The organism is Pseudomonas sp. GW821-FHT09E04 (genome assembly GCF_059416185.1).
Genome location: NZ_JBWKOR010000001.1, coordinates 495,601 through 512,577 on the forward strand (window position 1 = coordinate 495,601; position 16,977 = coordinate 512,577).

The 16,977-nt window shown below is 59.7% G+C and carries 15 protein-coding genes; 8 read left to right on the top strand and 7 right to left on the bottom strand.

Features of this window, described 5'->3' with window-relative positions; all coding sequences use genetic code 11:
- Positions 1–75: 75 nt before the first annotated feature.
- The 7 genes from AC07N4_RS02270 to panB form a co-directional block, all read right to left on the bottom strand.
- Entirely contained in the window at positions 76–1,686 is a 1,611-nt protein-coding gene (locus AC07N4_RS02270; RefSeq protein ID WP_493064849.1) for a gamma-glutamyltransferase family protein, read from the bottom strand.
- Positions 1,687–1,711: 25 nt separating this feature from the next.
- Positions 1,712–2,803, bottom strand: a complete 1,092-nt coding sequence (locus tag AC07N4_RS02275; protein WP_493064850.1) for a polyamine ABC transporter substrate-binding protein — start codon at positions 2,801–2,803, stop codon at positions 1,712–1,714.
- Positions 2,804–2,823: 20 nt separating this feature from the next.
- Positions 2,824–3,603 (bottom strand): amino acid ABC transporter ATP-binding protein, encoded by a 780-nt coding sequence (locus AC07N4_RS02280; RefSeq protein ID WP_192557998.1) that lies wholly within the window; start codon positions 3,601–3,603, stop codon positions 2,824–2,826.
- 2 nt (positions 3,604–3,605) lie between these two features.
- Positions 3,606–4,382 (bottom strand): amino acid ABC transporter permease, encoded by a 777-nt coding sequence (locus AC07N4_RS02285; RefSeq protein ID WP_085730925.1) that lies wholly within the window; start codon positions 4,380–4,382, stop codon positions 3,606–3,608.
- A gap of 11 nt (positions 4,383–4,393) precedes the next feature.
- Complete coding sequence (locus tag AC07N4_RS02290) at positions 4,394–5,200, bottom strand: ABC transporter substrate-binding protein (protein WP_493064851.1); 807 nt, start codon at positions 5,198–5,200, stop codon at positions 4,394–4,396.
- Between the two features lie 79 nt (positions 5,201–5,279).
- The gene (locus tag AC07N4_RS02295) at positions 5,280–5,948 is read right to left on the bottom strand and encodes a GntR family transcriptional regulator (RefSeq protein ID WP_096821385.1); all 669 of its coding nucleotides are present in this window, start codon (positions 5,946–5,948) and stop codon (positions 5,280–5,282) included.
- Between the two features lie 299 nt (positions 5,949–6,247).
- On the bottom strand, positions 6,248–7,072 hold the full coding sequence (panB, locus tag AC07N4_RS02300; RefSeq protein WP_493064852.1) for a 3-methyl-2-oxobutanoate hydroxymethyltransferase: 825 nt from the start codon (positions 7,070–7,072) through the stop codon (positions 6,248–6,250).
- A 214-nt stretch (positions 7,073–7,286) separates the two neighbouring features.
- On the opposite strand from panB, the gene AC07N4_RS02305 reads away from it, so the two are divergent.
- From AC07N4_RS02305 to AC07N4_RS02340, 8 genes are all read left to right on the top strand, one after another.
- Positions 7,287–8,162 (top strand): LysR family transcriptional regulator, encoded by an 876-nt coding sequence (locus AC07N4_RS02305; protein WP_493064853.1) that lies wholly within the window; start codon positions 7,287–7,289, stop codon positions 8,160–8,162.
- A 591-nt stretch (positions 8,163–8,753) separates the two neighbouring features.
- Complete coding sequence (locus AC07N4_RS02310) at positions 8,754–10,628, top strand: 3-dehydroquinate synthase (protein ID WP_493064854.1); 1,875 nt, start codon at positions 8,754–8,756, stop codon at positions 10,626–10,628.
- Positions 10,625–11,515 (top strand): UbiA family prenyltransferase, encoded by an 891-nt coding sequence (locus tag AC07N4_RS02315; RefSeq protein ID WP_273541249.1) that lies wholly within the window; start codon positions 10,625–10,627, stop codon positions 11,513–11,515. Before AC07N4_RS02310 ends, AC07N4_RS02315 begins: the two co-directional genes overlap by 4 nt.
- Positions 11,512–12,267, top strand: a complete 756-nt coding sequence (locus AC07N4_RS02320) for an EboA domain-containing protein (protein ID WP_493064855.1) — start codon at positions 11,512–11,514, stop codon at positions 12,265–12,267. Before AC07N4_RS02315 ends, AC07N4_RS02320 begins: the two co-directional genes overlap by 4 nt.
- A gap of 36 nt (positions 12,268–12,303) precedes the next feature.
- The gene (locus AC07N4_RS02325; protein WP_096821431.1) at positions 12,304–13,188 is read left to right on the top strand and encodes a TatD family hydrolase; all 885 of its coding nucleotides are present in this window, start codon (positions 12,304–12,306) and stop codon (positions 13,186–13,188) included.
- On the top strand, positions 13,185–14,417 hold the full coding sequence (gene eboE / locus AC07N4_RS02330; RefSeq protein WP_102620007.1) for a metabolite traffic protein EboE: 1,233 nt from the start codon (positions 13,185–13,187) through the stop codon (positions 14,415–14,417). The genes AC07N4_RS02325 and eboE overlap by 4 nt, the downstream gene beginning before the upstream one ends.
- Positions 14,407–15,852 carry an alkaline phosphatase family protein gene (locus AC07N4_RS02335; RefSeq protein WP_493064856.1) on the top strand — a complete coding sequence of 482 codons (1,446 nt, stop codon included), beginning with the start codon at positions 14,407–14,409 and terminating at the stop codon, positions 15,850–15,852. Before eboE ends, AC07N4_RS02335 begins: the two co-directional genes overlap by 11 nt.
- A complete protein-coding gene (locus tag AC07N4_RS02340) occupies positions 15,831–16,973 on the top strand; it encodes a hypothetical protein (protein WP_493064857.1) in 1,143 nt (380 codons plus the stop codon). The genes AC07N4_RS02335 and AC07N4_RS02340 overlap by 22 nt, the downstream gene beginning before the upstream one ends.
- The last annotated feature ends 4 nt before the right edge of the window (positions 16,974–16,977 follow it).

A 16,977-nucleotide genomic window follows, 5' to 3' on the forward strand; every position in this document is an offset into this window, starting at 1 on the left:
TAGTGTAGTTAACCTAATATGTCGACACATTCGAAGATGTTAGCCTCATTTAGCGTCTTCTTCGTTAGCTTGTGCTTACCAAACCGCAATATGCGAATCCGCCCTGGGCTCAGTCCCACCACAAAGCACACCACTGACCGGATCACGAATAATAATCTGCCCTCTGCCGTAATCCGTAAGGTCAGAGGCGATCTGTACCTCATGTCCCCGTCGCGCCAGCGCATTGGCCAAATCCCTCGAAGCCCCCTGCTCGATCCCGACCTTCATCCCTCCCAGCCATTGCCAGCGTGGAGCGTCCAGCGCCGACTGCGGGTTCAATCCGAAATCCACCAGGTTCATGACCATCTGCACATGCCCCTGAGGCTGCATATAGCCGCCCATCACACCGAACGGCCCAAGCGCCTGGCCATCCTTGGTCAGGAAGCCCGGAATAATCGTATGGAACGTCTTCTTGCCCGGCGCCAGACAGTTGGCATGTTCCGGATCAAGGCTGAATTCTTGCCCTCTGTTCTGCAGCGCAATGCCGCTGTCAGGCAGCACCACACCCGAACCAAAGCCGTGGTAATTGCTCTGGATGAACGACACCATGTTGCCTTGCCCATCGGCCGTGGCCAGATACACAGTACCGCTGACATGAGGATCACCTGGCTTGGGTGGCTGAGCCTTCTCACCGATCTGCCCACGGCGCCGAGCGCTGTAGCCATCACTCAATAAATCTGCCACCGCCACGCGCATATGCAATGGATCGGTGATGTAGTGCAAACCATCGCTGTACGCCAGTTTCATGGCCTCCAGCTGACGATGCCAGGTCTGCTGGCTGTCACGGTGATCAAAGTCGAAACCCTCGAGAATCTTCAGCGCCATCAGCGCAATCAGACCCTGGCCGCTTGGCGGGATTTCCCAGACATCCACACCACGATAATTGACATGGATCGGCTCCACCCATTGCGCACGGTAATGTGCCAGATCCGTAGCTCGCAGATACCCGCCAGTAGCGCGCGAATGCGCATCCAGTCGTTGGGCCAAAGCGCCGCGATACAAACTCTCGCAACGGCTCTGCGCCAACTCTTCAAGCGTCCGCGCTTGCGCTGGATTGCGAAACAGCTCCCCTGCCCTCGGCGCCCTCCCCTCAATCAGGAAAGTATCGAACCAGGCGTCCAGCACCTCGTCGCGATGGGGACTGAACTCATCCAAAGCGACTTGCCACTGATGGGCAACCACGGGCGACAGCGGAAAACCATCCCGTGCCAGGCTGATGGCCGGCTGCAACAAATCCGCGAACGGCAGCACGCCAAAGCGTTGCGAAAGTTCGGCCCAGGCCGAAGGGCAACCGGGCACCGTCACCGGCGTCCAGCCATACAGCGGCATCTGTTCATGGCCGGCCGCCTTGACCGCTTCGATGCTCAAAGCAGCCGGTGCATGGCCGTTGGCGTTGAGCCCATGCAACTGATCCTTGAACCAGACCAGAGCAAAAGCATCGCCGCCAAGACCACAACCTGTAGGCTCGACTACGGTCAGCGCTGCTGCGGTTGCGATGGCGGCGTCGATCGCATTGCCACCCTTTTGCATCATCTCGATGCCGGCCTGGGCGGCTAAAGGCTGGGACGCCGCCACCATGCCACGACGGGCAAAAACACTCTGGCGTTGCGACGGATACGGATACTCGTGAGCAGAAAATTTCAGCATGGCAAAGACTCTTCAAAACAAGGATTCATTGGCCGGACTTGATCCGGTTCCATTCGCGGGTCATCAGGCGCTGGATGTTTTCCGGCAGATCCGCAGAGACAAAGGTGTGACTGATCACCTCGTCACCCGGGTAGATTCCCGGGTTGCCGCTGACCTTGGGATCCATCAAGGGCGTGGCGTCCTTGTTCGGATTCGCATACCCCACATAGTCACTGACCGACGCAATGACCTCGGGCCGCAGCAAGTAGTTGATCACGGCATGGGCGTTGGCCACGTTGCCGGCATCCTTGGGAATCGCCAGCATGTCGAACCACAGGTTCACGCCTTCCTTGGGAATCAGGTAGCGGATATCGATGTTTTTCCCGGCCTCGCGAGCCCGGGTCTGGGCCTGCATCACATCGCCGGAATAACCGATCGCCACGCAAATGTCGCCGTTGGCCAGGTCGGCGGTGTACTTCGATGAGTTGAAGTAAGTCACCGAGGGCCGCAAGGTCATCAGCAGTTTCGACGCCTGCTTGTAGTCGTCCGGTTTGACACTGTTGGGGTCGAGCCCGAGATAAAGCATCGCTTGAGGAATGATCTTCACCGGCGCATCGAGAAAGGCCACGCCGCAGCTTTTAAGTCTGGAAAGATTTTGCGGATCGAACACCATCGACCAAGAGTCCAGCGGCACGTCCTTGCCCAGCACCGCGCGCACCTTCTCCTCGTTGTAGCCGATGCCCACGGTGCCCCACATATAAGGCACGGCATAGCGGTTGCCCGGATCGGCCGCTTCCAGACGCTGCATCAAACGCGGGTCGAGGTGCTTCCAGTTACCCAGCAACGACCGTTGCAGCGGTTGATAGGCACCAGCCCGGATCTGTTTCGACAGGAATTGGCTGGACGGCACCACCACGTCATACCCCGAGTGTCCGGAAAGCAACTTGGCCTCGAGCATTTCATTGGTGTCGAAGATGTCGTACTGAACCTTGATGGCACTGTCTTTTTCGAAGTTCTTCAGGGTGTCGGGACCAATATAGTCGGACCAGTTGTAGACCTTCACCACCGCGTCGGCGGCCTGGATCATGGGCACCACGGCAGCGCAGCACAGGGCCGCAAACACGCTCGATAAACGCATCGTCATTATCCTTGTGAGTCTCACAGCACGCGGCTGAGAAAGGCTTGGGTACGGGGATGAGAGGGGCGACTGAATATCTGTTCCGGCGGTCCCTGTTCGATCAGTTCACCCTGATCGAGCACCACTACTCGGTCGGCGACCTCTCGGGCAAAACCCATTTCATGGGTGACCACCACCATCGTCATGCCCTCCTCCGCCAGTTCCTTCATCACCTGCAGAACCTCGCCGACGGTTTCCGGGTCCAGGGCACTGGTGGGCTCGTCGAACAGCATCGCCTGCGGTTTCATCGCCAAGGCCCGGGCTATCGCCACCCGCTGTTGTTGGCCACCGGAAAGCATCGAGGGGTAATGGTTGGCCTTCTCCGCCAGCCCGACACGTTTGAGCAGTGCCCGCGCTTGTTCCTCCGCCGCTTTGCGCGGCACACCCAACACCTGAATCGGTGCTTCGATGATGTTTTCCAGCGCGGTCATGTGCGGGAAGAGATTGAAGCGTTGAAACACCATGCCGATGTCCCGCCGCTGACGGGCGATGTTGCGCTCCGAATCCCGCACCAGGCTGCCATCGGCCTTCGTGCGATAGCCCATGGACTGGCCGTTGACCCGAATTTGCCCGGACTGAATGTCTTCCAGCAAATTGATGCAGCGGATAAACGTGGTTTTACCGGACCCCGAGGCGCCGATCAGCACCACCACTTCACCGCGCCGGACTTGCAGGGAAATCCCTTTGAGAATCTCGAGGTTGCCGAACGACTTGTGAATGTTCAGCGCTTCGATGATCAGTTCGTCACTTTGGTGCGCCATGATTAACGTCCCCTCAGCAGTTTCAGCGTGCTGCGACCGAACATCCGACTGGATGCCGGCGGCGGCGACGAAGGCCGATCCGACTGGCCGAAACGTGTCTCCAGCCAGCGCTGGAAGAACCCCCACAGCGTCGTGAGCAACAGGAAATAGATCGCCACCACGAGGTACAACTCGAACACTCGAAAGGTTGCCGAAGTCACCATCTGCGTGCTGAGCAGCAACTCCTGAACACCGATCACACTGACCAGCGTGGTGTTTTTAAGCATCACGTTGAACTCGTTACCCAGCGGCGGCACGATGACCCGAAACGCCTGCGGCAAGACGATACGGCGCATCAACTTGGCGAAGGTCATGCCCAGGGAGCGCCCCGCCTCGTACTGCCCCTTGTCGACGGCACCGATACCGGCGCGAATGATCTCGGCCATGTACGCGCCTTCGTTAAGGCCCAACGCAATGATCGCGGCCTGGATGTTGCCGGGGATCATCAGCCCGAACAGTTCAATGTCTTCAAAGCGGAAAATCCCGCCCGCCGCCAACGCCGTATAGAGGAAGACGATCTGCACCAGCAAGGGCGTCCCGCGCATCAGCCACACATAAAAACGCACCGGCAAATGCAGCAAAGGGTTCTTCGACAATCGCAGCAACGCCGCCGCCAATCCCAGGACACACCCCAGCAACATGGCCAGCACACTGATCAGGCACGTCAGCCAGAGCCCGGTGAGGTAGACCCCGCTGGGCTGCAACAGGTACTGCCAGAACACATCCCAATTGAAGTTCATCAACGCCTACCTCAATCAAGAGTGTCGCTGGAGACGTGCCACTTACTCAGGAGCTGGCCGTAGCTGCCATCGCTGCGCATGTCGGTGATCACTTGCTGCACCGCGGCACTCAGTTGCGGATCGTCCTTGCGAATACCCAGACCGGTGAGGATCCGGCTGAAGGCTGGAACGCCTTCCTCGAACAGGTCCGGTGCCATGGCGGCGTAATACCCGGCGGTTTCCACCGTGGTGCCGTAAGCATCGACCTGACTGATGCGCAGCGCCTGGAATGCATCGGTGTCGGTGTTGTAGACCACCAGTTTCATCGGTGGCTTGCCGGCCTTGGCCAGGCTTTCATTCTCGGTATCGAGCAAGGTCTTGATGGTCGAACCGTTGAGCACCGCGATCTTGTGCCCGCTGAGATCGGGCAGCGCTTTGAGCCCCTTCGGATTGCCCTTGGGCACCACCACTGCCTGACTGGAATACATGTAGTTGACGATGTCGATCACCTCGCGGCGCTCGGGTTTGTCGAACAACTGATCGACGATCATGTCGCACTGTTTGGCCAGCAAGGCCGGCAGCAAGCCGGAAAACGGGATCACCCGCCACTCAACCTTCTTGTCTCCCAGACGTTTGGCGACTTCCAGACCCAGGTCGACGGTCAGGCCTTTGGGCTTTTGCGCCTCATCGAAGGACACCAGGGGCGGCGAGTCCATGCCCGAGCAATAGGTGAGTTTGTCGACCTTGAGCAAGCGCTCCGGCACAGTGGGTGCGGCAACCGCCCACTGCGTACAGAGCCCCAGGGAAATTGCAGCCAACAGCAGGCGAGACGTATGCATGACCAGACACTCCAGTTCGGTTAGTAACGGGGCAGTTCTCAAAGTCAAAACATCGGCGGGCTCGGTGCCCGCTCTGTGGTTATCGTTCCGATTGCAGAAACTTGATGAGCTCAGGGACCGTGCCTTCGATGTGCTCGCGCACCACGGCCTCTGCCTTCGCGGCATCACCGGCACGAATTGCGTCGAGGATCACCACGTGTTCCTGGCGTGCACTCAGTGGCTTTTCAACGTGCTGCAGCCAAAGACGCATGGGAGCTTCGATCAGCGAGTAGAGCGCGCTGATCTGTTTCACCAGACGAGGTCGTCCGCTGAGGCTGCACAGGTACTCATGGAACTTGCGGTGGCGACTGACCCAGGCCGCACTCTCGTCGCGGTAGTCATCCATTTCATCGAGCAGGCGTTCCAGGGCAGTCAACTGACGTTCACTGATCTTCGGCACCGCGACTCGAATCGCCAGTCCCTCAAGGGCGCTGCGCATCTCGAAGACTTCGTGCATTTCCTCGACATCCAGACCGCTGACAATCGCGCCGCGATTGGGCCTGAGCGTCACCAGCCCCTGAGCATCGAGACGGCGAAAGGCTTCACGCACGGGCATCCGGCTCATGCCGATTTCACTGGCAATGTCCTCGGCGATCAGCCGGTCGCCTTTGCGATAACGGCCGCCGCAGATGCCTTCCAGAAGAAAGTTGTAGGCCTCCTCCTCGGCGGTCATCGGTTGGCGCTGGTCGTAGGCGGGAGCGAATTGCATGGCGGCACCTTTTGTCTTTTTGTATCCAATTATCCACGGATACATAAAAGCAGAATGCATGCCAAAACCTGCATCTTCCCGCCAAGCGATTGATTCGAATGAATTAAGGAAAAATAGCAGCGCGCACAGCGATCAGATCTGCCGGTGCGACACTGGAGATTTGCTACCTAATGGCTCATTGCGAGACCCGGAAAGGTGCAGAACGGTAGCTGAGTAACACCTCTTGAAAACACTTCGGTCGGCACCCACTCGCCTGCCAACGCAGCAGGCGAGTGAAATGAGACATTGCGCAGTGCCAATCAGCGCTTCACGCCAAAGCAGTGCGAAAGCTCAGGGAAACTGCCCTCACGCACATCCGATGCGTACTGCCCCACCGCATCGCGGATCACCGCATGCACATCGGCATAACGTTTAGCGAAACGCGGTATGAACTCTCCCCCCAGCCCCAAGATATCTTCGATCACCAGCACCTGGCCATCGCACGCAGGCGAGGCGCCGATTCCGATGGTTGGCACGCGCAAGGCTTCGGTCAACTCGCGGGCCAGCGGCTCTGCTACGCCCTCCAGCACAATGCAAAACGCACCGGCCGCTTCCATCGCCAGGGCGGCCTCACGGATAGCGTCTGCCGATCGTTCGTCCATGCCCTGGGCCTTGAAGCCACCCATGGTGTTGACGAACTGGGGCATCAACCCGATATGCGCCATCACGGGAATGCCCCGCTCCACCAGAAACTGCACAGTGGGCGCCATGACCGCACTGCCTTCCAGCTTCACGGCAGCAATATTGGCCTCCATCATCAACCGCGCGGCACTGCGAAAAGCCTGAGCCGGTGACTCCTGATAAGAGGCGAATGGCAGATCAGCCACCACGCACGCGCGCTGTGTGGCACGCACCACCGCACGACTGTGCTGAATCGTCTGATCCAGTGTGAAATCCAGCGTGTTGGGCTGCCCGTAGGCAACCATCGCGGTCGAATCCCCCATCAGGATAACGTCGACAAATTCGTCAACGATCTCAGCAAGCGATCGATTGTGCGCGGTCAACGACACGATCTTGCGTTTGCCCTTACAAGCCCTGATGTCGGGTACGGTCAGACGGCGGGTTTCATTGACTGCGGTACTCATGACGTGAGCTCCTCGCGAAAACAGCGTTAAAGGAAGGACCTTTTGAATCGACGCAGACGCCAAATACGATCTCCGAACAAGGCTGGCCTCCACTTCTGATTTAATGTTCCCCGTCCTTGTATCCGGACGTTTTTCGGGGGCGATGGTAGAAGCATTTCTCCAGCCGGAGTGAGCGAACAATTTTTCTGAACCGTATGCGGAAATGGAATACAAGATGGACCTGAAGAACTTGCGCTATTTCGTGGAAGTGACAGAGCATGGAAGTTTCTCGAAGGCATCCCGCACCCTTCACGTCACCCAGTCGGCACTGAGCAAAGCCGTTCAATTACTCGAAGAGGAACTGGGCGCGACGCTATTGGTTCGCAGCCGTCCGGGCGTGCCGTCACGCTTGACCCCGTCGGGCGAAGTGGTCTTCCACCACGCCAAGGGATTGCTGAGCCGCAGCAAGCAAATGCTGACGGACGTGAACTTGCTCAACAGCCTCGTCACCGGTGTCCTTCAGCTGGGGCTGCCACCCTTGGGCAGTACCGATCAAGTAGCGGCCGTGTTGACCGAATTTCGGCGGCGCTTTCCCCAAGTGGAACTGCAATTGCGTGAGCAAGGAGGCCAGGCTCTGGAAGAGGCCGTTCGCAAGGGCGAGATAGAACTGGCGATCAGTCTGCGACCCGACGGAAACGACCTGGCCTGGCTGCCGATTTGTGAGGAACCACTGGTTGTCGTCCTGCCACCTCGCCACCCACTCGCCAACCGCCATCGACTGACACTGCCGGATTTGGCGCATCACCCTTGGGTGCAGTTGCAGGGTGCCTCGATTCTCAATCACCGCATCAAGCTCTGCTGCCCTGCTGTGGACGTCAGTCGTCTACAGGCAGCCAAAAGCGACAACCTGGCTTTTTGCTTGTCATTGGTGGCCGCGAACGCAGGCCTGCTGGTATTGCCCCGACTATTGGCGCAACACCACATCCCGCCCGGTGTGGAAATCGTCCCGCTCGAATGCGCGGAACTGGAGTGGCAACTCGTCGCCATCTGGCGCAAGAACGCGCAACTGTCGATCGCGGCACAGCAATGGCTTGAACTGTTGGCCTCTTGAATAGCGAGTCTGGTCTGGGCGATGCATAGCGCAATCGTCAGGCTTGGCTGGTCTGAATGGGGATGCCGAATGTTTGAATGAATCGGTTGTTCGTACCGCAACTTTCATTCAATCATTCGTCAAAACTTAAAAGCCCTGACACGCACCCATTCACCCAACGAATCAATCAACGTAAGTTCTTATAGCCAGCGGCAATAACTCAAATAACAAAAAATAATGCCACATCGCCACCATCTCAATAGCTTGCTAATTAATCCCGTTGAAAACTCTTCTCATTACGCTGAATAAACAGCATTTAAGCGACTGCAACAAACTCACTCATCACCCTGAATGCATTAGATATTTTCTCAGTAAACAACCGCCAGCTCCCGAAACTCCCACACCCACTAAACACCTCCTGAAAAAGCCCCTTTCTCAATCGACTTGCAAAACCACAACAACCGTCTAGGTTCATGAATATCTTCAAAGGCACGATCAACTGAACAATAAAAACAGCCTACCTGGCCGGAGATTTCATTCCCCTGAAATAATTCAGACTCTGCTTTAGTTGCTGAACGGAACTCAGTCATAACAATTCAAGAGGGATGCTTGATGAAGCACAGCCGTTGGTATCGTGCGCTCTCGAAAAAGGCGCCAGCCGAACATTTTTGGCTGTCACTGTTTTGCTTTGCGGGTCTTGTGATCGCCAGCTTCGTGTTGTTCGAACAGCAGATCCAGGACTTCCTCACTCATCTCGACCTGTACCTTCCGTCTTCCCCCACCCAGCAACTCAACCTGGCGCTTTTGCTGATCGCCCTGTTGGCGCTGGACGTTGTGCTGCCCGTGCCTTCCAGCGTGGTCGCGCTTCTGGCCGTGGCCATGCTGGGCAGTGTCGGCGGTTATCTGGTGATTTTCATTGGCCTGTGTCTGGGTGCCGGGTTGGGTTATGCATTGGGGGCTGGTTATTTCCGGATGCTGTCCAGTCGTCTCGGCCTGCATCAGCGCAAGCCTGGGCAACTGGCGTATCGGCTGGGTACGCTGTCGTTGATCTGCCTGCGCGGCGTGCCGGTATTGGCTGAAACCTCTGTGGTGGCGGCCGGCATGCAACGCTATCCGCTACGGGCGTTTCTGCTGGTGACTACCCTGGCCAACGCCGGTCTGGCACTGGCCTACAGCGCCATCGGCACGTTCCTCGTCGAAGAGAACGCGCTGCTGGTGACCATCCTCGCCAGCATGGTGTTGCCGGGGCTTTTCATCGCCGGCTACAGCCTGTTCAAGACCTTGCGCAAACGCGGCGCCGAGCAAGCACTGCACGGGCGTTTCGAGGTCAGTTACGACTACCCGGTGGTGTTCACTGATCACCTGTTCGATCCGCTCAACCCGTGTCTGCATCAACAACTCACCGCCCGGCAAAACGGCCGGGTGACGGTGATGGTTTTCGCCGATGAACAACTGCTGAAAAGCGCTCCGCAACTGCTGGAACAGATCGATAGTTACTTTGCCGCCCATGCGTCGGACCTGCATTTGCAGGCGCCGCCGATTGCCGTTCCAGCCGGGGAGCTGAGCAAGGATTCACAGGTGTTGCAGCAGCTCTACACTGACATGCTGAAACATGGACTGGACCGGCATTGTTATGTCCTGGCCCTTGGCGGCGGTGCAGTACTGGATTCCGTGGGCTACGCCTGCGCTACCTTCCACCGTGGCATCCGGCTGATCCGCGTGCCAAGCACCGTTCTGGCCCAGAACGACGCCGGCATCGGGGTGAAAAACGGCATCAATGCCTTCGGCCAGAAAAATCTGCTCGGGGCCTTCTACCCTGCCACGGCCGTGATCAATGACTTCCAGTTGTTGACCAGCCTGACCCGCCGCGACCAGATCGCCGGGCTGGCCGAGGCGGTAAAAGTCGCGCTGATCAAGGACCAGGCGTTCTTCGAATGGATGGAGCAACAGGCCGACGCCCTCGCCCGCTTCGATCACCCGGCCAGCCGTTATGCGATTCGCCGCTGCGCCGAACTGCACCTGGCGCACATCACCGGCGCCGGCGATCCCTTTGAGCGCGGCAACGGGCGGCCTCTGGATTACGGGCACTGGGCCGCGCACAAACTGGAAAACCTCAGCCATCACCGGTTGCGCCATGGCGAAGCGGTCGCGGTGGGCATGGCCCTCGACGGGCTCTACGCCAATGCCCTCGGGCTGTTGAGCGATGTCGACAGTGAGCGGGTGATGAGTCTGTTGACCAAGCTCGGTTTCAACCTGTGCCCGCCGGAACTGACCCTGAAAGATGCGCAAGGTCGCTCACCAGTGTTGCTCGGGCTGGAGGAGTTCCGCCAACACCTCGGCGGACAACTCTCGATCCCGATGCTCAGCGGAATCGGCCAGTCGGTGGACCTGCATGAAATCGACGACGCGCAAATGGAACAGGCGCTGCAGAAGTTGTCCGCCCGCAACGCTCCGGCGCTCGACCTGAGCGAGGGCTTTGCGAAATGAGCCAGACCCCGCAAAGCCTCAAAACCTGGTTGACGCTTGGCCGTGTCTCCAACCTGCCCACGGTGTGGACCAACACCCTGGCCGCCGCCCTGTTGGCCAGCAGCGCCGGTGCCCTGGCGCCGCCCTCGTGGCTGGTGTGGATTCTGCTGCTGTTCACCCTGTCGCTGCTGTATCTGGCCGGCATGTTGCTCAACGATCTGCTGGACGCTGACTGGGACCAGCAACACCACAATCCCCGGCCCATCACCCTGGGTCTGGTGAGCCGCCAGCAAGTGCGCCTCGCCACCGTGTTGTTGCTGACACTGGCGGCCGCCTCGGTGCTGGGCCTGAGCCAATTGATTGATCAGCCGCATTGGTTGCTGGCCAGCGTCACCCTCTTGGTGGGCTGCATCATCGGCTACAACGTGCTGCACAAAAAATACGCCCACAGCGTGTGGTTGATGGGCGCCTGCCGCTCGGCGCTGTACCTCACGGCGGCGGCCAGTCTGGCGGTGCCACCGGAGCCGATCTGGCTCTGTGCGATGTTGCTGGGCGTTTATATCAGCGGGCTGACCTACCTGGCCCGCAATGAGCACAACAATGAGTTGCTCAGTCGCTTGCCCCTGATCCTGATGCTGAGCCCGCTCGCGTTGGCGATCTACTCCGACAACCTGTGGTTCTGGCCGGTGCTGCTGCTCTGGCTCGGCTGGCTGGGCTGGCACTACTGGCGAAACTTGGCCAACCCGCAGCATCGAAAGGTCCGCGCTTTTATCGGCGCCGGCCTGGCAGCGCTGCCACTGTTCGACGCGTTGGTGATGGCCGTGGCCAACCAGCCGTTGGGCAGCCTGCTGTGTGTCCTGGTGTTTTTCCTGCTCCCACACTTTCAGCGCTGGATCAAACCGACATGAACATGGACGTCACTGCGCCGCCAACGGCGGCCCTCGGCATGCGCCACGATTGCCTCGCCGAACACCTTCAGGTCTTGACCCGGCAACTCGATGACACCGAGCTGCACTGGTGGCGTCAGGCACAGGCGCAACTGGCCCGGCAGCCGGACGCCAATACTGCGGCGCTCTTGAGCGGCCAGTGCAAGCGGCATCTGCGTGACCGTGCACTGCCCGACAGCCACTGGAGCCTGATCCAACTGGCTCGCGCGTTGTTGCTGGCGCAGGTCCTTGAACTGTCCTCTGAGGGCGGACAATTGTCCCTGCTGCGCCAGCTTTTTCTCTGGGGCGACGATCAGGAAAAGATCGCCACCCTCAAAGCCTTCGACTGGCTCGACAGTCACGGGGTGTGCGTCGAACTGGCGTTGCAGGCCGGACGTACCAGCAACAGCCAGGTGTTTGCCGCCCTCGCCCTCGACACCCTTTACCCGTCGCGTCATTACCCGGAACGGGCCTTCCACCAACTGGTGCTGAAAGCGCTGGGCATGGGGCTCGATGTCCGACGCCTGATCGATCTGCCACAGCGACGCAGCGTCACCCTCAATCAATTGGCCCTCGACCTGCTGGAAGAACAGCTCGCCGCTGATCGAACCGTGTCCGCCGGATTGCCCCTGGCGATTGCCTTCGACCAGCTCAGCCAGGCGCAACACCAGCGACTGGCCGACCTGAACCAACAGCAGCGCCTGCCGCCGGAATGGCGCAGCCATCTGAACTGATGCCCAACGATTCCTTTCCCTTGACGAGGATTCACCATGCCCAAGTACTTCGACCCGCATATTCATATGGTCAGCCGCACCACCGACGACTACCAGAACATGGCCGCCGCCGGCATCACCGGGGTGATCGAGCCCGCGTTCTGGCAGGGCCAGGCCCGGACCAGTGTCGGCAGTTTCATCGATTACTTCGACACCCTGTTGGGCTGGGAGCGCTTTCGCGCCAGCATGTTCGGCATCCATCACTTCTGCACCATCGGCCTCAATCCCAAGGAGGCCAATGACTTGTCGGTGGCCAATGAGGTGCTGGAGATTCTGCCGCGGTATCTGGTGAAGGACGGCGTCGTCGCGGTTGGCGAAATCGGCTACGACGACATCACGCCCGAGGAAGACCGCTTTCTCGCCGCGCAACTGGAACTGGCCAGACAGTTCAACCTGCCGGTGCTGGTGCACACGCCGCACCGCGACAAGATCGGCGGCACCAAACGCACCCTGGCGGTGATTCGCGAGGTGGGGATCAATGAGAACCTGGTGATCATCGACCACCTCAACGAACTGACCCTGCCGTTGGTGCTGGACAGTGACTGCTGGCGCGGTCACTCGATCTACCCCAACACCAAAATGTCGGAACAGCGCATGGTCGCCCTGCTCCAGCAGTACGGCACCGAAAAAATGGTGGTCAACAGCGCCGCCGACTGGGGCATCAGCGACCCGCTCAAAGTGCCGAAAACCGGTCAGGCGATGTTGGCGGCCGGCTTCAGCGAGGCGCAGGTCGAGCAAGTGCTGTTCCACAACCCGGTGGATTTTTTCGCCCAGAGCGGTCAACTGGACAAAACCCTGATCAGCACCCCGCTGCCCATCGATCAGCGCCGGCAGTGGCAGGAAAACTCCGCCCTGCGGGGCCAGGAACCGGTGATCAAATGAATGCCGGCATGGGCTGGACGCCCGGGCAGATCGGCTATTGCAGCAATGTGCACCCGACCCGCGACCTGGCCGGGTTGCAGTCTTCGATCGAGCAGCACTTTCAGGGCGTGCGGACCCTGCGCGGGCTGCCGGCGCAGGACAGCGGGCTGTGGATCAGTGCCCTCGCCGAGTCCAAGCTGCAACAGAAGTCGGCGCGTTCGGCGTTCCTCAGCCTGCTGCAACACAGCGGGCTACGGCTGACATCGCTGAACGGGTTTCCCTACGGTCAGTTTCATGACCGTGCAGTGAAAGCCGAGGTCTACCTGCCGAGCTGGGCCGAGCCGAAACGCCTGGCGTACAGCCTCAATCTGGCGCACATCCTCGCGCAGGCCTTGCCGCCCGATTGTCATCAGGGCGTGATTTCCAGCGTGCCGCTGGGCTATGCCGCCACCTGGAATCCAACGCTGCAACAACGGGCCGAGTATCAACTTCGCGAACTCACGGCTTCACTGGCCCAGCTGCATCGGGAAACCGGCAAGAAGATCGTGTTCTGCCTGGAAATGGAACCGGACTGCGTGCTGGAAACCACTGCCCAGGCCATCGCCTTCTTCCGCCGCTGGCAAACCACGGACCCGAACCATGCCTACCTGGCGCTGTGTTTTGACGTCTGCCATCAGGCGGTGATGTTCGAAGACTGCTATCAGTCGCTGGAAAAGCTGCGTCAGGCGCGGGTGCCCATTGGCAAGATCCAGTTGTCCAATGCCTTGATCTGTCGTCTGCCTTGCGATGACGACAAGCGCCGCGAACAGGTCCTCAAGACCTTGAGCGACTTCTGCGAAACCACCTACCTGCATCAAGTGAAGGCGCGCGATGCACTGGGTCAGCTGCAGGCCTGGGCGGATCTGCCCGCGGCCCTCGTCGAATGCGCCAAACACCCGCAGCGATACCCCGAGCTGAGGATTCATTTCCACATCCCGTTGTTCAGCGAACAGCTGTTGTTGCCCGAGCTGAGCGGCAGCCAGATCGCCCTGTCGCAGACCTTCGATTTTCTCGCCAGCTATGAGGATTTCAGGCCGGTGCTGGAAGTGGAAACCTACAGTTGGGGCGTCCTGCCCGCGCAACTGCGGCCGACGACCGAGTCCGCCCAGCTTCAGGGAATCGCCGCAGAGCTGAAATGGGTCGAGGACCAGTTGCGGCAACGGCAATTGCTGCAACCACAAGCGCAGGAGGCGTACGCCGATGCGCTCTGATCATGCACGTCAACCGCTGCTGCTGATCAATGTGGTCGGGCTGACGCCATCGCTGCTGGGTGACGCGACGCCGCACATCAATGCCCTGCTTAAAACCGCCAAAATGGCCAGCCTGCAACCGGTGTTTCCGGCCGTCACATCGTCGGTGCAGGCTTCGATCCTTACCGGGCGTCCGCCGTCCGAACACGGCATCGTCGGCAATGGCTGGTATTTTCGCGATCAGGCCGAAGTGCGTTTCTGGCTGCAACCCAACGCGCTGATCCAGGGTGAAAAGGTCTGGGAGACGCTCAAGCGCGAGCTGCCAGGGTTCCGCTGCAGCCAGTTGTTCTGGTGGTTCAACATGTACGCGGACGTGGATGCCGCCATCACCCCGCGCCCTCACTACCCGGCCGATGGCCGCAAGATGTTCGGTCTGTATTCGTCACCGGCTTCGTTGCACGAAACGATCGAACGGCAGATTGGCGAGTTTCCCTTTCCGGGTTTCTGGGGCCCGGCGGCGGGCATTGCATCGAGCCGCTGGATCGTCGATTGCGCCATCGCCGAATTTCAGATTGATCAGCCCGACCTGCAATTGATCTACCTGCCGCACCTCGATTACAGCCTTCAGCGTGTCGGGCCCGATCATCCGTCGATTGCCGACGAGGTTCGGGCCATCGACCAGGAAGTCGGTCGTCTACTGACCTTCGCCGAGGAACAGGGCGCGGCGGTGATGCTGCTGTCGGAATACGGGATCGAAGCGGTCAATCAATCGGTTTCGATCAACCGCCTGTTGCGTTCGGAAGGTTTGCTGGAGGTGCGCCAATCGCTGACCTGGGAATTGCTCGACCCCGGCGCCAGTGCGGCGTTTGCCGTGGCCGATCATCAGATCGCCCATGTCTACGTGAAACGGGCCCAGGACATACCCCGCGTCAAAGCGCTGTTGCAGCGCCAGCCCGGTATCGAGCAGGTGCTGGATAAAGCCGAACAGCGGGCGTTTCAGCTGGATCACCCGCGCAGCGGCGAGCTGGTGGCCGTGGCCGCAGCCGGTTACTGGTTCGATTACTACTACTGGTTCGATGATCGCAAGGCGCCCGACTTTGCCCGCACCGTCGACATCCACCGCAAGCCGGGCTACGACCCGCTGGAACTGTTCATCGACCCGGCCATTCGTTTCCCGACATTAAGAGTCGCGCGGCGCCTGCTGCAGAAGAAACTCGGCTTTCGCTACTACATGGACCTGATTCCACTGGACACCGGACTGGTCCGTGGCAGTCACGGTCGCCTGCCCGAGCGCGAGGAAACCGGCCCGCTGCTCATCACCAATTGCGATCTGCCATTGCCGCAAACCCTTGCGGCAATGGCAGTGAAACAACTGCTCCTTCAGCATTTTCTGGGGCACTCATACACCCACTCGGCCAATGCCAAGGAGCTTCCATGCGGCGAGCCATTTCTATAACTGTTCTCAGTGCACTGGCCGGTTTGGCTCAGGCACAGGACACCACCCCTTTCGATTGCAGCCAGTTCCTGAAGTTTGGGAATGACATCCCCACGACCAAAGCAGCGTTCGAAAAGAACCCCGAGACCATGGCCTGGAACTGGTTCGTCTGTCTGAACCAATTCAGCCCCACCCAGGCCAGCAACCGGGTGTGGGAAACCATGAAGCCTTCGGACCAGGTTTACCTGCCCGATGGCGCTGCGCCCGGCGCCTACGCCAGTCCCGTGCCGCCTCCGACCGAGGTGATAACACAGGCCCGAACGCTGGGGATGGACCTGAACCGGACCTTCCACAACATCAATGCCACGCAACAGGTCGATGGCCTGGCGCTGCACATGGGCGGTGCCGTACCCGCGTCACAGAAAGGCAACCCGGTGCGTTTTCAACTGCTGATGGGGCAGGACACCTTCGACTACATCGTGCAGCGTCAGGTCTACAACATGAACGGTCAGGCAGCCCTGGCCGGTGACCTGCACTTCCCGGCCACCTCGTGGGAGTTGAAGGCGGCGTGGCTCTGGATCGGTTCGGACACGACCTATCGCCAAACCCTGGCCAACGACGGTTACTACATTGGCCAGGCCTATTTCCAGCAGGACGACGGCACCTATCAGGTCGGTTATGCGGCGCTGAGCGGGCTGCACGTGGTCAACAAACTGGATGACAACTGGGTCTGGACCACCTTCGAAAACATCAACAACAGCAAATACACGGTGACCAACGCGCCGACACCGACGCCGATGACCAACACCACCGGGCCGACCCCGGCCGCCAAACCGGTGAACGTCAGCTTCCAGGCCAGCAACCCGACGCTGTCGAAGTACGAATTGATCGGGGTCGAGTACCAGCCCGTCACTCAGGTGCTGGCCAACTCGCAGCTGGAATCGGCGTTCCAGAACACCTCGTCCTGCCTGGCCTGCCATGGCACCGCCGCCTACTCGAACGACAAGGGCTACTTCAATTTCGCCCTCAAGCAAGGTGGCGGCATCGTCTACCCGACCACTCCGCTGCCGGCCTCCGACTTCGCAGGCTACAAAAAACTGGACTTTGTCTGGTCGCTGAAACGCGCCCAGTGGCAACGCTAAGGAG